Raw genomic sequence first — 14,947 nt, 5'->3', positions numbered from 1 at the left:
GAGGTGCGCCATGGGACTTATTATCGTTAAGATTGGCGGGAACGCCATTGATCAGCTAACCGCTAACTTTTTTGACCAACTTAGAACCTGGCGGCAACAACACCACCAAGTTTTGTTAATTCATGGTGGCGGTCCACAGATTTCAGCGTTATCTCAGCAGCTGGGACTAACCGTTGAAAAACGTAACGGATTACGGGTGACAGATGCAGCCATGCTCGACCTGACCAAGATGGTTCTTTTAGGGGTTACCCAACCCAAGTTGCTAACTAAACTGGCTCAGGCCCACATACCAGCACTCGGTCTTAACGCTGCTGATCAGCGGTTACTGACCGGCGATTGGGTGAATCAGGCCCGATACGGCCACGTGGGTCATGTGACTGGGATTAATCAACCGGTCCTGCAAGACCTGTTAACCAATCAGATTGGAGTGTTAGCGCCGCTTGCGATGACGGCGACAGGGCAGTGGCTCAACGTCAATGCTGACGATGCGGCCGCAGTGGTAGCTCAGAAATTGCAGGCTGAAAGACTATACTTATTAACTGACGTGGCTGGCGTTCTTCAGGAAGGCGCCGTGATCCATCAGTTAACACCGCAAAAAGTGGCAATGTTAATGTCGAATAACGTGATTAAAAGTGGGATGCAACCGAAGCTCAAGGCAGCGGTTGCGGCCATTCGTTCGGGGGTTAAAACCGTCCATATCACGAATCAATTAACCGTCAATGGCACGGTTTTAACGCAGGAGGCAGAATAGATAATGGCAGCAATGACACACGTATTTCCAACCTATGACCGATTCGGATTTGAACCCGTGTCTGGTCAGGGTGTAACGATTACGGATGAGACCGGTAAACAATACTTAGACTTTACGTCCGGCATCGGGGTTTGTAACCTTGGCTACCAGCATCCAGCCGTGACTCAAGCGGTGAGCGACCAGTTAGCCAAGATGTGGCATATCTCTAATCTTTACAATAATCACCTACAAGAGTCTGTCGCCCATCTATTGGTCGGCGATAGTGACCGATTAGCCTTTTTTGCGAATTCCGGGACTGAAGCCAATGAAGCTGCGCTGAAGTTAGCGCGAAAGGCGACGGGAAGAAGTCAGATCGTATCGTTTAACCACTCGTTTCATGGGCGGACGTACGGGTCGATGTCGATGACGGGTAATCTGCATATTAAAGAAGGTTTTGGTCCGTTGGTTCCTGACATGGTTTTTGAAACGCTCAATGATCCGGCCGCTTTCAAGGCGGTTGGGCCACAGACGGCCGCAGTGATTGTCGAAGTGATTCAAGGTGAAGGAGGCGTCATTTTGGCGGATCGTCAATGGCTCTTAGACCTTCAGGACAAAGCCCACCAAGTCGGTGCGCTGTTAATCATTGATGAAGTTCAAACGGGAATTGGTAGGACGGGGACCCGTTTTGCATTTGAAGGCGTGGGACTCGATCCGGACATCTACACGTCGGCTAAGGGGCTCGCGAACGGCTTACCGGTTGGGGCGATGATTGGAAAAAGCGCATTGAAATCAGCCTTTGGCCCGGGGAGTCACGGGTCCACGTTTGCGGGCAATCCGTTGACAATGGCTGCAGCTCAGGCCGTTTTAACGACGTTGACGCCAGCCTTTTTAGCGGAAGTGACGCAAAAAGCTGACCAAATATGGCCAGTGTTGGCTTCGTTTGAGGACCTCCCTGCCGTAACAGCTGTGACCGGCCGCGGTCTGATGATTGGTATTCACTTGGCGGCCACCGTTCCAGTATCTGAGGTGATTTCAACCCTCCATGAAAAAGGGCTCCTAACGCTATCTGCCGTTGGAAACACGCTCCGGTTGTTGCCACCACTCGTGATGTCTTCGGCGGATCTTCAACGTGGGTTAAGCCTGATTGAATCGGTTTTGAAGGCGGTCTAGGATTGCCGATACCGCTTTCATCGGGTATGATTGACCTAATAATTAGAAGTCATGAGGATGGTGTTGTGTGATGAAAGCAATCATAACCGTAGTGGGTCAGGATCAAGTCGGCATTGTTGCCCGGGTAGCCAGCCAGCTTGCCGAGTTAAAGGTCAATATTATAGATATTTCTCAGACCTTAATGCATGGTAGTTTTACGATGATTTTGATGGGGGAATGGGACGGCGAACAGCAGTCTTTTGACCGCATTAAAACGGCCTTAGCCGACCTCGGCCAGCAGCTAGGACTCGATATTCGAATGCAGCGTCAAGAACTATTTGACGCCATTCAGAAGTTGTAGGAGGCTGTCAATGGAATCTCAACAAATTATGGAAACCATCCAAATGATTTCCGAAGAGAAACTTGATATCCGGACGATTACCATGGGTATTTCACTTTTTGACTGTATTGATAGTGACGGCGAAAAAGCCCGCACCAAGATTTACGACAAATTAACCAAGAGTGCCCGTGATTTGGTCAAAGTGGCGGATGAGATTCAAGCGGAATACGGCATTCCCATCATCAATAAGCGGTTATCGGTCACGCCAATCGCGATGGTTGCTGCGGCGTGCCATGATGATGATTACGTGGCTTACGCTCAGGTCATGGACCGGGCAGCAGCAACGTTAGGCGTTGATCTGATTGGTGGTTTTTCAGCCCTCGTTCAAAAGGGCTATCAGTCAGGCGACCGCAAGCTCATTGCCTCCATTCCCGAAGCGCTAAGTGAAACAACCCGGGTCTGTAGTTCTGTTAACGTTGGGTCAACGCGGGCCGGTATTAACATGGACGCCGTTTCGCAGATGGGGCACGTGGTGAAGAACCTCGCGGCGATTGATCCGGTCAGTTGCATGAGTCTGGTTATTTTTGCTAATGCAGTGGAGGATAATCCGTTTATGGCGGGGGCCTTTCATGGTGTTGGTGAAGCTGATCGGGTGATTAACGTCGGTATTAGTGGCCCCGGTGTGGTGAAGCGGGCGCTTGAACAGGTCAAAGGAGAACCGATTGATGTCGTCTCTGAGACCATTAAGAAAACCGCCTTTAAGGTGACGCGCATGGGTCAATTAGTTGGGAATGTGGCCGCAGAACGGCTGAACGTTCCCTTTGGCATCGTGGATCTGTCGTTGGCACCGACACCTAATGAGGGCGATTCGGTTGCTGAAATTCTCGAAGAGATCGGGTTAACGAGCGTGGGGGCGGCAGGGACGACTGCTGCCCTTGCGTTGTTAAACGATGCGGTTAAAAAAGGCGGGGTGATGGCCTGTGAACACGTCGGTGGGTTGTCTGGTGCCTTTATTCCGGTATCCGAAGACGCGGAAATGATCCGAGCGGTCAGTCGCGGCAATCTGAACATTGAAAAGCTCGAGGCGATGACGGCCGTTTGTTCGGTTGGTCTCGATATGATTGCGGTCCCAGGTGACACCTCTGCGGAAACGTTGAGTGGGATGATTGCGGATGAAGCAGCCATTGGCGTGATTAACAATAAAACAACGGCTGTCCGGGTCATCCCAGTCCCCGGTAAAACCGTCGGCGACAGCATTGATTTTGGCAGTTTATTTGGAACGGCGCCAATAATGCCGGTAAATGAGGCATCCCCCGCGGACTTTATCCAGAGAGGCGGCCGAATTCCGGCGCCGATTCATAGTTTTAAAAATTAGAGCGCAAAATAAGCCGTTTAGCTCCCAGAATATAAGCCAAATAACGCGTGTGACCAAGGGTCATGCGCGTTATTTGGCTTATATGGCTGGGAGCTGGCTTATTTTGCGCGTTTCAGCTAGGTAGACGAGAAAACCAACGCGTGTGACCAAGGGTCATGCGCGTTATTTGGCTTATATGGCCGGGAGCTGGCTTATTTTGCGCGTTTCAGCTAGGTAGACGAGAAAACCAACGCGTGTGACCAAGGGTCATGCGCGTTATTTGGCTTATATGGCCGGGAGCTGGCTTATTTTGCGCGTTTCAGCTAGGTAGACGAGAAAACCAACGCGTGTGACCAAGGGTCATGCGCGTTATTTGGCTTATATGGCCGGGAGCTGGCTTATTTTGCGCGTTTCAGCTAGGTAGACGAAAAAACCAACGCGTGTGACCAAGGGTCATGCGCGTTATTTGGCTTATATGGCCAGGAGTTGGCTTTTTTTCACGTTTCAGCTAGATAATTAAATGAAACACAAAAAACAGAATTAAATCCTTGACGAGTCTCCTGCCCTAGGTTAAGATGTATTCGAAATCATATTATATGACATATAATATTGTGGAGGTGATAGTGTGGCAATTCAAGTGAGCTCTGAGCTTCTGGATGGGTGTGTGTTGGCCATTCTAGAAGAGGAAGACTATTACGGTTACGCCTTAACGCAACGGGTTCAAGCAGCGATTACGGTTTCGGAATCAACCATGTATCCCGTATTAAGGCGGTTGAAAAAGAATGGCTGGTTAACAACTCATGATGAACCCTATCAAGGTCGAAATCGGCGGTATTATCATTTAACCGACACTGGGCGAACGCAACTAGCGACAATTCGTGAGGAATGGCAACACTTTCGTGGAGGGATAGACAAGATGTTAGGAGATGAGACAACTCATGAATAACTACATTAAAGAGTTTAGCGGGTACCTGGGCCAATTAGGCGCCACGGAACGTGACGAAGTGGTCAGCTTTTATCAGGAGTATTTGGAAGACGGTGGTTTTGAGACCTATGATCAGGCAGTTGGTGAATTGGGATCGCCAAAACAGTTAGCGCGTAAGGTGCTCGCGGACTACTCCATCCGACTATTAGATGGGACCGCGAGCCAAGCGGCTGATCCTAAGCCGCAATCGGAAGTCCGCACCATTTGGATTATTATCTTGGCGATCTTGTCAACGCCGATCACGATTCCGATTGCCGTTGTGGTCTTAGGCATTATGTTTGCCGTTTTGGTGTCGGCGGTGGCTATCATATTCGCGGCAGTTGTGATTGTCTTTAGTATTCTGTTAGTCGCGGTTGTCGCCATTTTCTTTGGCATTTCACTGATTGGGACAAATGGCTGGGTAGCGATGACTTACCTTGGTGGGGGCCTCGCTGCGATTGGCGCTTTCTTGATTTTGATTCCCGCTCTTATCTGGTTGATTCGTGGTTTGATTCGTGGTGCGCTATCAATCAGCAAGTGGCTATACGCAAAACTAAGTCGGAAGAATAAAGCAGAAGAAAGGCGTGATCAATAATGAAAAAAACGCTTATTTCAGGAATAGTGCTGGTCGTCGTTGGCCTGATTTTAACCGCTTTTGGCGTTGGTCACGACGGACTTCATGCCGTTTATTGGGATGATGGTGTCCGAGTTGACGCGCGAACGGATAAGACGCAATCATTGACGGGTATTCAAACGATTGTCATCAATAGCGCCAACTATGATAATGTGTCGATCAAACGTGGGAACGTGGCGCAAGTAAAAGTACGCGCTTCAAAAAGTCATCCAATTACGACGACGTTTAAGAATCACGAGTTGACGGTCAGCAGCTCGGAGAACGCAAACGTCATGTTTGGTGATCCGTTCACGAGCAGTGGTCAGTCGGTTCAGATTACGATTCCAAAGTCTACCCGGTTAAAGCAGGTCACTAATCAAGGCAGCGCGAGTCTTTCGATTAACGATGTTGTGATTGACGAGCTAAAGGGAACGGATGGCTCCGGCGATATTTCGCTCACCGATGTAACTCTGAAGAAGCCGTTATCAATGGTGTCGGATTCATACTTTGACGTTCAGTTAGACCGGGTGAAAGCGCCGAGTTTATCCTTTGAGGGGAGTCTTGACGTCACCGTTCGGCACTCGACGTTTAACGACCAAGCGAGTCGTATTAAGACCACTTATGGTGATGTGACATTATCTGATAATCAGTGGCAGGCCCTGACAATATCCGGTCAAAGTGGAGATCTTAACTTTGAAAATGAGCGGGTTAGGTCCAGCTTGACAGCGTCATTTGATTCTGGCGACATCAACGGGCAAATCGTCAAGAGTCGGCGAAACCTCGTGACGACGTCAACCCAAGACGGGGATATTTCCGTATACGGTCACGGTCAAAGTAGCTTTGGTCAACCGAGTCATCAGGCGGTTAGTTATCGCCTGAAGACGAACTCCGGTGACATTACTGTTAACCAGTAGACGATTCGCATAACTAAGTGGGTTTTAAAAGCAAAACCATTCCTGAATTTTCACTTTCAGGAATGGTTTTTTTAATGAATAGATTGATAAATTGAGATATCGAAAAAAAGTCCGATATGTTACACTTTATAAAAGTCGTAACATTTATTTATGGGGGTTAGGCGACTTAATATTGACGGATTCACGAAGTATTTAGGAGGGGTTTTATGAAGTACGCACAATCTTTAAAGTTAGTCGTTGCAACCATTGCGGTAGGGGCGACGTTGGTTGCAATTCCGACTTTTGATCAACAGTTAACTGGTCAACCAACGACGGTGCAAGCAGCTAGTAAGCGGACGATTGGAAAAACGTGGCAGGGGCACTACCTGTCAAACAGCATCAAGATGGTTATCACCGGGCACTATATTAAGATTGATACGGATTTGGCACATGTTGGTTCATATCAGAGGGTCAAAAACGGCTGGTATCGAATTAATTTCACCAATTTTAAACCACTGTATATGAAGTATCAAAAAAGCGAAGGCGTTATGGCGATTCGGTATCGCCCATCAAGCAAAACCTACTATTTCTTTGAACAAGCTTAATTCGGCCATTCAAATAATCCGCCTCAAGGAAAAAGACGCAAAACTCAAATTCGGTTTTGCGTCTATATTTGTTTTATGATACGTCACAGTCTTGGTGTCTCAATTTCGGCACTATTTGATTGCTTGCAAGCCGTGAACGAAAATCCAGCCTTGGATAGTCGGGTGTTCTTGACTAGTAACGTAATAATACATTCGACCTTCAGGTGCAGTTAAGTAAATCGATTTAGTGACTTTGAAGATATCGTTTTGGTAAGTAGATAATGACCCATCCAGTTTTCTGGCTTTATATTGTGAAAGGTATGGATAATTCCAGAGTGCGTTGGCGGAGCCGGCACGAAGTTTATAGAGCTGGGTGGGTAGTGGCGCTGTTCGAGTTGTAGTCACGTACTGCAAGCCACCACCGACATTTTGGAATCCGTTGAGTGCTGGGTTGGTCTTTCCAACGTAAATCCAACCGCGGATCTTACCATTGAAAGAGACTACCTTCATATAGTAGGAACCGTTACTCAGTTTCGCAGTCTGGTAACCACGTAAAGTATAAGCAGCATGGACCAGTAGTTTGTCAGTACTTGCACCAACCTTGTAACTGTTTAACATTGATTTAGATGTAACCAATCGTGCCCCTGGCAGGATACCCGCTTTGCTGTAAATTGCATTTGAATCGTTTGCCCAGAAGTTTCTTGAGGTAGCTGCACCGCCTGAAAGACGATTTGAAATAACCTCCGGGTAACTTTTGGCACTTGATTGTGTGGTCGATAGGGTTAGTGACAATAGTGTGACAGTCAAAATAGTTGGAATTAAAAATAGCAGTCTTTTCATAAATTAGGATTCACCTCTTCCGGTGACTATACAAAACTGAGTGGGATGTGTCAAACCAAGTAGAATGTATAAAAGGGGCCTTCATTATATGATATTAATTTGGCTTGTGACCGAATAATTAAAGCGGTCATTTATTTGCCAGTGTCATTAGGTAGGAGTCTAAGTTCAGTGCCTTTGGGTGTCACAAAGGCATACAACGTCTCGTCAGGATGGTCGGCCACTGGTCCTAAGTTGATGGTTGGGACATCATCGACGATGGATAACCCCGCAAACCGATCCATCACAAACTGTTTCAGTGTGTTGGCCATTTGTTTATGTGCCACCGCCTTTTTTGCGGCGGTTGCTAAAGTAAAGCCCTCTTCTAAGTAGGCTTTGATCACCAACACTTTAATGAGAATGCCGTAACTGTACTTTCGGTTCTTCTTGGGGCCGCTTTCACTGGTGATGTAGCCCTTTTGTTCCCAGTAGCGGAGCTGGCTTTGACTCAGGCCACTGGCCTCAGCAAGGTTACCAATTCCTAGTTTAAGATCTGATTGAGTTGCGATGTGGTTAAATTTTTCGCGAAATTGTGGGTCATTTAAGATGTTCACTGGTTAGCCTCCGAGAGAATAGTGATCGCTTGTAACGGTTTTCTTTGCCTGTTTAATCCGGTTTCTGTTAGTAGATAATCTGATGCGAATATTATATTTCTTAAGATACAGTATATATATTTAAATAACATTGTCAAGATAGTTGACAACTGCCGTGGATAAGATTATAGTTGTTTGCAGTTTAAAAAATAGAGGTAAAGAAGGTAATGAAGCGTGGGAGCTGCGGTTGACACAAACGGCAAAAAGTATAACCGGACATTAATGATTCTCGTGATTCTTGTGGGAACGTTTTGTACGGTCTTAAATCAAACAATTCTATCTACGGCCTACCCAACGATTATGAACGCGTTTGACATTAATACGTCGACCGTTCAATGGTTAACGACCGGATTTATGTTGGTTAACGGGATTATGATCCCAATTAGTGCTTGGTTAAGTACTCGGTTTAATTCAAAATGGCTGTACATTACGGCCATGACGGTGTTTACGATTGGGACAGCGGTTTGTTTTACGTCGCCTAATTTTGCAACGCTGTTAACGGGACGCTTGATTCAAGCGGTTGGTGTGGGTGTGACCATGCCATTGTTACAAACATTGATGTTGTCCATTTTCCCACCAGAACGGCGGGGAACTGCGATGGGCCTAGCCGGAATCGTTATTGGGCTCGCTCCAGCGATTGGTCCGACTCTGTCAGGTTGGGTGATTGACAACTGGACATGGCGTGACTTGTTCGGGATGACGCTACCCATTTTGATTTTGACGGTCGTTTTAGCCTTCTTCTTTGTGAAGAGTGTGCTGGAAAATGAAAAGAAGAGCCTAGACTGGCTTTCCGTGGCATTATCAACGGTTGGGTTTGGTAGTCTTCTTTACGGTTTCTCAAGCGTTGGTGACGACGGTTGGGGGAGCGCAAAAGTCCTGTCATTCCTCATTGTCGGCGTCATCGTGATCGGTCTCTTCGTTTGGCGGCAATTGACCATGAAGGATCCTTTCTTGGAATTACGGGTTTATCGGTCAGTGCCATTTACAGTATCAGCCATCTTAAGTTCCGTTTCCATGATGGCCATGGTTGGAGTTGAAATGGTGATTCCGTTGTACCTGCAAATTGTGAAGGGGATGTCGGCTCTGAACTCAGGGCTAACCCTGTTATTTGGGGCGTTGATGATGGGGGTTATGAGCCCTATCACTGGCCGGGCCGTTGACAAGTATGGCGCTAAACGGCTCTCAATCATGGGGATGTTGTTACTGACCTTGGGGTCTATTCCATTTATCTTCATTACTAAAGACACGCCAACCATCTACATCGTCTTCTTATATGCGGTTCGGATGTTTGGGATTGCCATGGCGATGATGCCAGCAACGACTGTTGGGATGAACGCGTTGCCTGTTCACTTAATTGGTCATGGGACGGCGGTCAACAACACGCAACGGCAAATTGCCAGCTCGGTTGGGACGGCAATCTTAACCAGTGTGCTGACCAACGTTGCCAACAATGGCATGCCAGGCAAGCACCTGCTTAAGACGAACCCGCTACATTACAAGGATGCGGCGATTAATGCAACGCTTGATGGGTATCATGCGGCCTTCATGGTTGCCGTTGTCTTCTGTGTGCTGGCCCTTATTACGGCCTTCTTCATGAAGAACCGTGGCCAAGCTTCAGACTATAAGGTGAGTGGAGGTGACGCCAAATGATCGTTGCAGCATTAGCGATTTTTACCGTCTTATCGTTTTGGTTTTTCATTTACATGCCAGGTAAAACATTGAGTACTATTTTGACGACCCTCTCCATTGTAGGCGTCATTGTCAGCAGCTGGTTTATCGTGGTGAACTGGAAAGACCACTACGGCATGAAGCAAGAAACGGTGACGACCACGAAGTTTATTTACCCGACATCGGCTTCCGAGCAGATGTCGCCATTGGTTTACCAACCGATTGGCAGTTCAAATAAACACCAGGTGTACGTCTACCGAACGAGTGCGGATGCTAAGAAGACGGTTCACACTCAAGCGGACGCGGCGACTAAAAACAAGGTCGTGGTGACAGCTGACCGGCCGTATCTCGAAGTGAAAACAACGCGGTGGGTCTACAAGAGTGGGGCCGCTAAGTTCTGGTTTGGCATCTCAGGCCAAAATAAGGCGTTCGTCAAACGGACGAATACATTCCATATCAACAAAGACTGGGTTGTGCTGACGGCAACGCAAGCCAACCAATTAAAGAAACAGATGGGCAATAAAGCGGCTCAAGCCAAGATGAAAAAGGAAGGTCAAGCTTACGTGACGGCACAGGTAACAGCAGCCATGAAGCAGGACCCGACGATGTCGAAGGCCAAGCGGGCTGAGTTGGTCAAAACGGCAACGGCTGAATTTCAACAGCAAGCCATTAAGAAAATGATTGCGGGATTAAAATAACCCGATTGAGCGACTGCTATGATGGCAGTCGCTTTTTATTAGTAAATTCTCATTTAATTGACATTTAACGTTAATAAGAGTAAATTAACGAAAAAAGTCAAAGGGGTGTGACAGTTATGAGAAAACAAGCGACTCAAATACAGGTGGCCGCTGTCGTGAACAGCTTGTTGGGGCTAGAGGTGGAGAGTCACCGCGTCACGCCAACGGGGCATCTCAGTGCGTTGCCGTACCCAAACCAGTTAGCGGATCAACGGCAGCATCACTTTATTAAAAATGATTTCTTGCAGACCCAATCAGAGCTAATCACGCCGCCGACGGTGAGTAGTCGCTTAGCCCTGCAATACCTAGGAGACTACCATCAGGCACTTCGGCACGCGCTACAGGCTCAAGAAGCGCTGTGGCCGTACAGTATGCCGCCAGCTTTAAACGCTGACCACCGGGATATCGTGATTGCGAAAACGGATCCCGCCAGTTATGACTACCGGTTAAGGGTGGCCCGCTACCGAAAAATTGAACGGACGGCAGAGTGCGGGGTACACATCAATCTTGGCCTTTCGGAAAGGGGCCTAAAGGCGCTGGGATTGGACGATTCACCAGCGTTAGTGGAGACCCGAAACCGGTTGTATTTGACTGCCGCCGTGGGCTTTTACCAGTATCGGTGGTTGTTAACCACGCTATTTGGTGCGACCCCCGTTACGTTTGCAAACTACTTTTCGGCGGCGACGGATGCCCCGAGCCAACCGGTGCGTTCTCTCCGTAATTCGCCTTTTGGGTACGGTAATGGGGTGGCGGGGAGCTACGAATCGGTTGCAGCTTACGTGGCTCGGATTGAGACGGCGGTCGCTGAGGGCGACCTGCTAGCCGACCGAGAATTTTACGGGATCGTCCGACTGAAGGGTGGCGCCGAGTTGGCCGACTTGTTGACAGACGGGGTGCGCTACATCGAGTTGCGCACGTTAGATCTTGATCCGTTTGAGCCGTTGGGGATTAGTGGTCAAACGCTTGATTTTATTCGTCTGTTGTTCGGGTATTTTATCCTGCAGACGGCGTTGCCAACCCAAATCAACGCGGCTGTTGCAAATGGGGAAGCCGCCAATCGAGTGGCCGCCTTAGAAAGCCCGTTTGCGCCCAGTCACATGTTACAACAGGGGCTGGACCTACTAGCTGACTTACAGGCCTTTTATGACGGAGTTGCACTCCCGTTTAACGCGCAAACCTTGATCGATCAAATGCGAGAACGGTTGCTGAATCCAGCGTTGACGCCAGCTGCCCGGTTGGCCAAGATGGCCGCTGATCACCAGTTATTTGAGACATTGAAGCAAACCACCCAGCACTACCAACAGGACCTCACCAACCGACCGTTAATAGGGTTCGAATCAAGAACCTCCGTGGATCAACGACAAATTCTAGCTGAACTTCAGGCAGGACGGGCGGTCGCGTTGCCGGAAGCACAGAAATTGAATGAGTAAGCTGAGGGGGTCAAAATGGTCTAGTGAATTTGGAACTTAATCACGTGAAGAATGGCTACCTTTTAGGCGGCAAGTCGTCGGTTCTCAATCGACAACTTGCCGCCTAATTGCGTTTATCTCCGATAATTGTTGCAGTTGCTAGATCTGTTGGCTGGTTTGGCTAGAGTACGAGTGTTACAAAATTTTGAGCATACTGCGTTGTTGGTCTGAATTCTGGAGAAACCGTAATAATTACAACAGTAAACGGTTCATGTATCAAGATTAGCCGTTTATATTGAAAGCAATTGAGTGCCATGATAAATTTAAATAAAAGGTTAACAGAGAAATTGATTTACTACATGGTCATCATTTGAAATAGTCTGGCATCATCGTATTTTTTCAGGCAAAAGGTGGATGATGACGATAGTTAACCAGTATTAAAAGAAGGGATCAACCCATGATATTTTTTCTGAGTTTTGGGGTTATCATAATTGCGGCAATCAGCTATTATTTGTTGCTACACAAGCTGAAATATCCAAAGCGCTGGCTAATTCTAACAAACTTGCTTGGCCCGATCATCATCGTTGCCGGTACTTGGAAAGTTGTGGGAACGCTCTTCGTTCTCCCAGCGCTCATCTATATCGTCGTTTCAACGTGGTTGATTAATAAGTATTGGACTAATTAGCGTGGATTTCAAAGACGATATGCCTAAAGTCGATTGCTCGGTGTAAGAGATATTTCCCGGAAATTGAGGATTTTTAATTGGAAATGCCAGTTGAATTATTGGATTCTCGTAGCGCCAGTGGGGAACGAAAGTTAAGTAGCACCGATGTTTTTCTATTCCAACTGAGCAGCTTGCTTAGGTCGATCTTTACATAGTTGCAGAGAAAGGCTCTTTGTCAAACATCCTAAACTAAGAGGTATCAAGATTGTGACGACAATCTTGATATCTCTTTTACTATAATTAAATTGAGGTCGTCAATACCAGTAAAATATATATTTCGAGTGTCAAACTGGCCCGTCAGCACACTGTGATTAGTTAGTTTTAGGATGTTGGTCTTAAAGATCGAGTATAGAAGATGAATAAATCAGTGTCCCTGACACCTCAAAACTATAGAAGGTGATGAAGTGCATGTATTGCGAATTGTTGTGAGTCGAGGCAGGAGTAAGTTCTATCATCTTATTTGATGATAGGGAGCTGAGAAATAGTAAGGCAGCGCCGATGATCTTTTGCTTATTCGGAGTGGTGTACACAGATCGAGCTTGAAATATAGGAAAAAGAAAAAACACCTTAGCTCACTGACTAAGGTGTTAACGTGTATTTTATAATGACTGCGATCGGGATTAGCGACCAGTTGTAGCGACGGTTGCTTCGGTTTCCTTTTCACGTAACGTAGCTTCAATTTCTTCAAGTGACCGGTTCCGGGTTTCAAAGACGTGCTTTGAAACGAACCAGATTGAAACGAAACATAAGACTCCGTAACCGATGAAGAGGCTCCCAGTCCCGAAGAAGTCTAACAGTGGTGGGAAGGTTAGGGAGACAATCATGTTAGCGCCCCAGTTGATGACACTGGCAAATGAGTTCCCGAGACCACGGATGTTCAGTGGGAAGACTTCACCAATCATGACCCACATCACGGGACCCCAAGTTGCTGAGAAGAACGCAATGTAGATGGTTAAGGCAATGACACAGATGATGGCAGCGACGTGAGACTCACCAGAGAACTTCATTGAAAAACTCATGATGAATAGTGAAATACCCATGCCGACGGCGCCACCAATCAACATCTTTGTTCGGTCGATCTTGTCCATGATTGCTACAGCCACAGCCGTCACAATCACGTTGAAGACACCAATCCCAATGTGAGCTAGAAGAGCGGCAGAAACGCCGAAGCCAACATCGGTGAAGATAGTTGGGGCATAGTATAAGACGGTGTTGCAACCCATAACTTGTTGGAAAATGGCCAAACCAATCCCGATAATTAATGCGGGGTGAACAAACTTGCTAAAGAGTTCGCTCCAACCACCACTCTTGATGGCAGCTTGTTCTTGAATCTGACCTAGTTCAATTTGAACGGCAGCGTTGTCACCCTTATTCATATTGAGAAGGACTTGTTCGGCTTCGTTGTCCCGGTGTTGCTTCACCAAGAACCGTGGGCTTTCGGGCAGAATCAATCCACCCAAGAACAGAATTGCAGCTGGAATTGCAGCAAACCCGAGCATCCAGCGCCAGCCAGTGTAAAAGCCAGCGAAGGTGTAGTTGGTGATGTAGGCTAGAAGAATGCCAGTCATGACCATCAGTTGGAAAAGACTGGAAACAGTCCCACGTTTATTAGCAGGAGCAAGTTCAGCAAGGTAGGTTGGTATTAAAGCTGAAGCGGCACCGACGGCCATCCCAAGAATGATCCGAGAAATGATTAATGTCCAAAACTCTGGCGAAATGGCTGATCCTAATGCCCCGACGAAGAAAATGATCGATGATAGCAATAACAATTTTTTCCGGCCAAAGCGGTCAGAAGATGGTCCAATAATCGCGGCACCTAAAACAGCTCCAAGTAAAACAGCGCTGACAACCCATCCTTGTTGCCAAGAACCCAGATGCAGTTGTTTTTGGATGAAGAGAATCGCGCCCGAAATAACCCCGGTGTCGTATCCAAAAAGTAATCCACCGAGGGCGCCAAAGAAGTAGACGAACCCTGTTGAAACTTTCCGCATAATGAAATACCCCTTTATTAAATGATTTGTGAGTTGGAATAAGTTGGTATAGTGAAGCAACCAACGATTGAATTGTAAACCAAGACCCCAAAAAAAGAAAGCGTTTTCTGATAGCGGTTTCCATTTTGCGTTTTCTTGTGAAGATAAGATGCCTGAAAGGCCGTGCACCAAAACGGATTTGTCACAATTAAAAAAATAACGTAGGATAAAGGTCATTGAAAGGCATTACTTTTTCCAATATTGTCTGACAGCAGGCCTTTATTTGTATTGTAAAAGTTATTTAGGGTACAATTAATTAAATTAATAGAAATGAGGATTCGGT

15 protein-coding genes are annotated in these 14,947 nt (G+C 47.1%); 12 read left to right on the top strand and 3 right to left on the bottom strand.

Annotated elements, in window-relative coordinates; all coding sequences use genetic code 11:
* Window positions 1–10 precede the first annotated feature (10 nt).
* The 8 genes from argB to FC96_RS09930 all read left to right on the top strand — a co-directional run bounded on the left by argB (window position 11) and on the right by FC96_RS09930 (window position 6,648).
* Window positions 11–751, top strand: coding sequence for an acetylglutamate kinase (argB, locus tag FC96_RS09965; protein ID WP_056942888.1), 741 nt, complete (start codon window positions 11–13; stop codon window positions 749–751).
* Window positions 752–763: 12 nt separating this feature from the next.
* Window positions 764–1,900 carry an acetylornithine transaminase gene (locus FC96_RS09960; protein WP_056942929.1) on the top strand — a complete coding sequence of 379 codons (1,137 nt, stop codon included), beginning with the start codon at window positions 764–766 and terminating at the stop codon, window positions 1,898–1,900.
* A 70-nt stretch (window positions 1,901–1,970) separates the two neighbouring features.
* The gene (locus FC96_RS09955; protein ID WP_056942887.1) at window positions 1,971–2,240 is read left to right on the top strand and encodes an ACT domain-containing protein; all 270 of its coding nucleotides are present in this window, start codon (window positions 1,971–1,973) and stop codon (window positions 2,238–2,240) included.
* A gap of 10 nt (window positions 2,241–2,250) precedes the next feature.
* Complete coding sequence (locus FC96_RS09950) at window positions 2,251–3,594, top strand: PFL family protein (protein WP_056942886.1); 1,344 nt, start codon at window positions 2,251–2,253, stop codon at window positions 3,592–3,594.
* A 604-nt stretch (window positions 3,595–4,198) separates the two neighbouring features.
* Window positions 4,199–4,519 (top strand): PadR family transcriptional regulator, encoded by a 321-nt coding sequence (locus tag FC96_RS09945; protein ID WP_054659963.1) that lies wholly within the window; start codon window positions 4,199–4,201, stop codon window positions 4,517–4,519.
* Window positions 4,512–5,132, top strand: a complete 621-nt coding sequence (locus tag FC96_RS09940) for a DUF1700 domain-containing protein (protein WP_054659965.1) — start codon at window positions 4,512–4,514, stop codon at window positions 5,130–5,132. Before FC96_RS09945 ends, FC96_RS09940 begins: the two co-directional genes overlap by 8 nt.
* Window positions 5,132–6,064, top strand: coding sequence for a DUF4097 family beta strand repeat-containing protein (locus tag FC96_RS09935; protein WP_056942885.1), 933 nt, complete (start codon window positions 5,132–5,134; stop codon window positions 6,062–6,064). Before FC96_RS09940 ends, FC96_RS09935 begins: the two co-directional genes overlap by 1 nt.
* 206 nt (window positions 6,065–6,270) lie before the next feature.
* A complete protein-coding gene (locus tag FC96_RS09930) occupies window positions 6,271–6,648 on the top strand; it encodes a hypothetical protein (RefSeq protein WP_056942884.1) in 378 nt (125 codons plus the stop codon).
* Window positions 6,649–6,759: 111 nt separating this feature from the next.
* Here the strand turns inward: FC96_RS09930 and FC96_RS13010 are convergent, their stop codons facing one another.
* Together FC96_RS13010 and FC96_RS09920 are read right to left on the bottom strand one after the other, a co-directional pair.
* Window positions 6,760–7,467 (bottom strand): GW dipeptide domain-containing protein, encoded by a 708-nt coding sequence (locus FC96_RS13010; RefSeq protein ID WP_056942883.1) that lies wholly within the window; start codon window positions 7,465–7,467, stop codon window positions 6,760–6,762.
* Between the two features lie 131 nt (window positions 7,468–7,598).
* Complete coding sequence (locus FC96_RS09920) at window positions 7,599–8,057, bottom strand: MerR family transcriptional regulator (protein ID WP_056942882.1); 459 nt, start codon at window positions 8,055–8,057, stop codon at window positions 7,599–7,601.
* A gap of 261 nt (window positions 8,058–8,318) precedes the next feature.
* Here FC96_RS09920 and FC96_RS09915 point away from each other — a divergent pair, with 261 nt between their 5' ends.
* From FC96_RS09915 to FC96_RS09900, 4 genes are all read left to right on the top strand, one after another.
* Window positions 8,319–9,746, top strand: coding sequence for an MDR family MFS transporter (locus FC96_RS09915; RefSeq protein ID WP_056942928.1), 1,428 nt, complete (start codon window positions 8,319–8,321; stop codon window positions 9,744–9,746).
* Window positions 9,743–10,462: a DUF4811 domain-containing protein gene (locus FC96_RS09910; RefSeq protein ID WP_056942881.1), complete on the top strand. Its 720-nt coding sequence runs from the start codon at window positions 9,743–9,745 to the stop codon at window positions 10,460–10,462. Before FC96_RS09915 ends, FC96_RS09910 begins: the two co-directional genes overlap by 4 nt.
* Before the next feature lie 116 nt (window positions 10,463–10,578).
* On the top strand, window positions 10,579–11,931 hold the full coding sequence (locus tag FC96_RS09905) for a hypothetical protein (protein ID WP_056942880.1): 1,353 nt from the start codon (window positions 10,579–10,581) through the stop codon (window positions 11,929–11,931).
* Window positions 11,932–12,367: 436 nt separating this feature from the next.
* The gene (locus FC96_RS09900; RefSeq protein ID WP_056942879.1) at window positions 12,368–12,595 is read left to right on the top strand and encodes a hypothetical protein; all 228 of its coding nucleotides are present in this window, start codon (window positions 12,368–12,370) and stop codon (window positions 12,593–12,595) included.
* A gap of 659 nt (window positions 12,596–13,254) precedes the next feature.
* Here the strand turns inward: FC96_RS09900 and FC96_RS09895 are convergent.
* The gene (locus FC96_RS09895; RefSeq protein WP_056942878.1) at window positions 13,255–14,625 is read right to left on the bottom strand and encodes a sugar porter family MFS transporter; all 1,371 of its coding nucleotides are present in this window, start codon (window positions 14,623–14,625) and stop codon (window positions 13,255–13,257) included.
* Window positions 14,626–14,947 lie beyond the last annotated feature (322 nt).

The sequence above is a fragment of the Secundilactobacillus kimchicus JCM 15530 genome (assembly GCF_001433995.1).
Classification (GTDB): domain Bacteria; phylum Bacillota; class Bacilli; order Lactobacillales; family Lactobacillaceae; genus Secundilactobacillus; species Secundilactobacillus kimchicus.
The sequence above is the reverse complement of the archived record's forward strand: the minus strand, read 5'-3'. Positions and strand labels throughout refer to the sequence as shown.

What these genes read in the sequence shown, in the direction of transcription:
- argB (WP_056942888.1), top strand. Translation starts at nt 11, where the DNA reads ATGGGACTTATTATCGTTAAGATTGGCGGGAACGCCATTGATCAGCTA.
- FC96_RS09910 (WP_056942881.1), top strand. Translation starts at nt 9,743, where the DNA reads ATGATCGTTGCAGCATTAGCGATTTTTACCGTCTTATCGTTTTGGTTT.
- FC96_RS09915 (WP_056942928.1), top strand. Translation starts at nt 8,319, where the DNA reads ATGATTCTCGTGATTCTTGTGGGAACGTTTTGTACGGTCTTAAATCAA.
- FC96_RS09905 (WP_056942880.1), top strand. Translation starts at nt 10,579, where the DNA reads ATGAGAAAACAAGCGACTCAAATACAGGTGGCCGCTGTCGTGAACAGC.
- FC96_RS09895 (WP_056942878.1), bottom strand. Translation starts at nt 14,625, where the DNA reads ATGCGGAAAGTTTCAACAGGGTTCGTCTACTTCTTTGGCGCCCTCGGT.
- FC96_RS09940 (WP_054659965.1), top strand. Translation starts at nt 4,512, where the DNA reads ATGAATAACTACATTAAAGAGTTTAGCGGGTACCTGGGCCAATTAGGC.
- FC96_RS13010 (WP_056942883.1), bottom strand. Translation starts at nt 7,467, where the DNA reads ATGAAAAGACTGCTATTTTTAATTCCAACTATTTTGACTGTCACACTA.
- FC96_RS09930 (WP_056942884.1), top strand. Translation starts at nt 6,271, where the DNA reads ATGAAGTACGCACAATCTTTAAAGTTAGTCGTTGCAACCATTGCGGTA.
- FC96_RS09900 (WP_056942879.1), top strand. Translation starts at nt 12,368, where the DNA reads ATGATATTTTTTCTGAGTTTTGGGGTTATCATAATTGCGGCAATCAGC.
- FC96_RS09935 (WP_056942885.1), top strand. Translation starts at nt 5,132, where the DNA reads ATGAAAAAAACGCTTATTTCAGGAATAGTGCTGGTCGTCGTTGGCCTG.
- FC96_RS09950 (WP_056942886.1), top strand. Translation starts at nt 2,251, where the DNA reads ATGGAATCTCAACAAATTATGGAAACCATCCAAATGATTTCCGAAGAG.
- FC96_RS09960 (WP_056942929.1), top strand. Translation starts at nt 764, where the DNA reads ATGACACACGTATTTCCAACCTATGACCGATTCGGATTTGAACCCGTG.
- FC96_RS09955 (WP_056942887.1), top strand. Translation starts at nt 1,971, where the DNA reads ATGAAAGCAATCATAACCGTAGTGGGTCAGGATCAAGTCGGCATTGTT.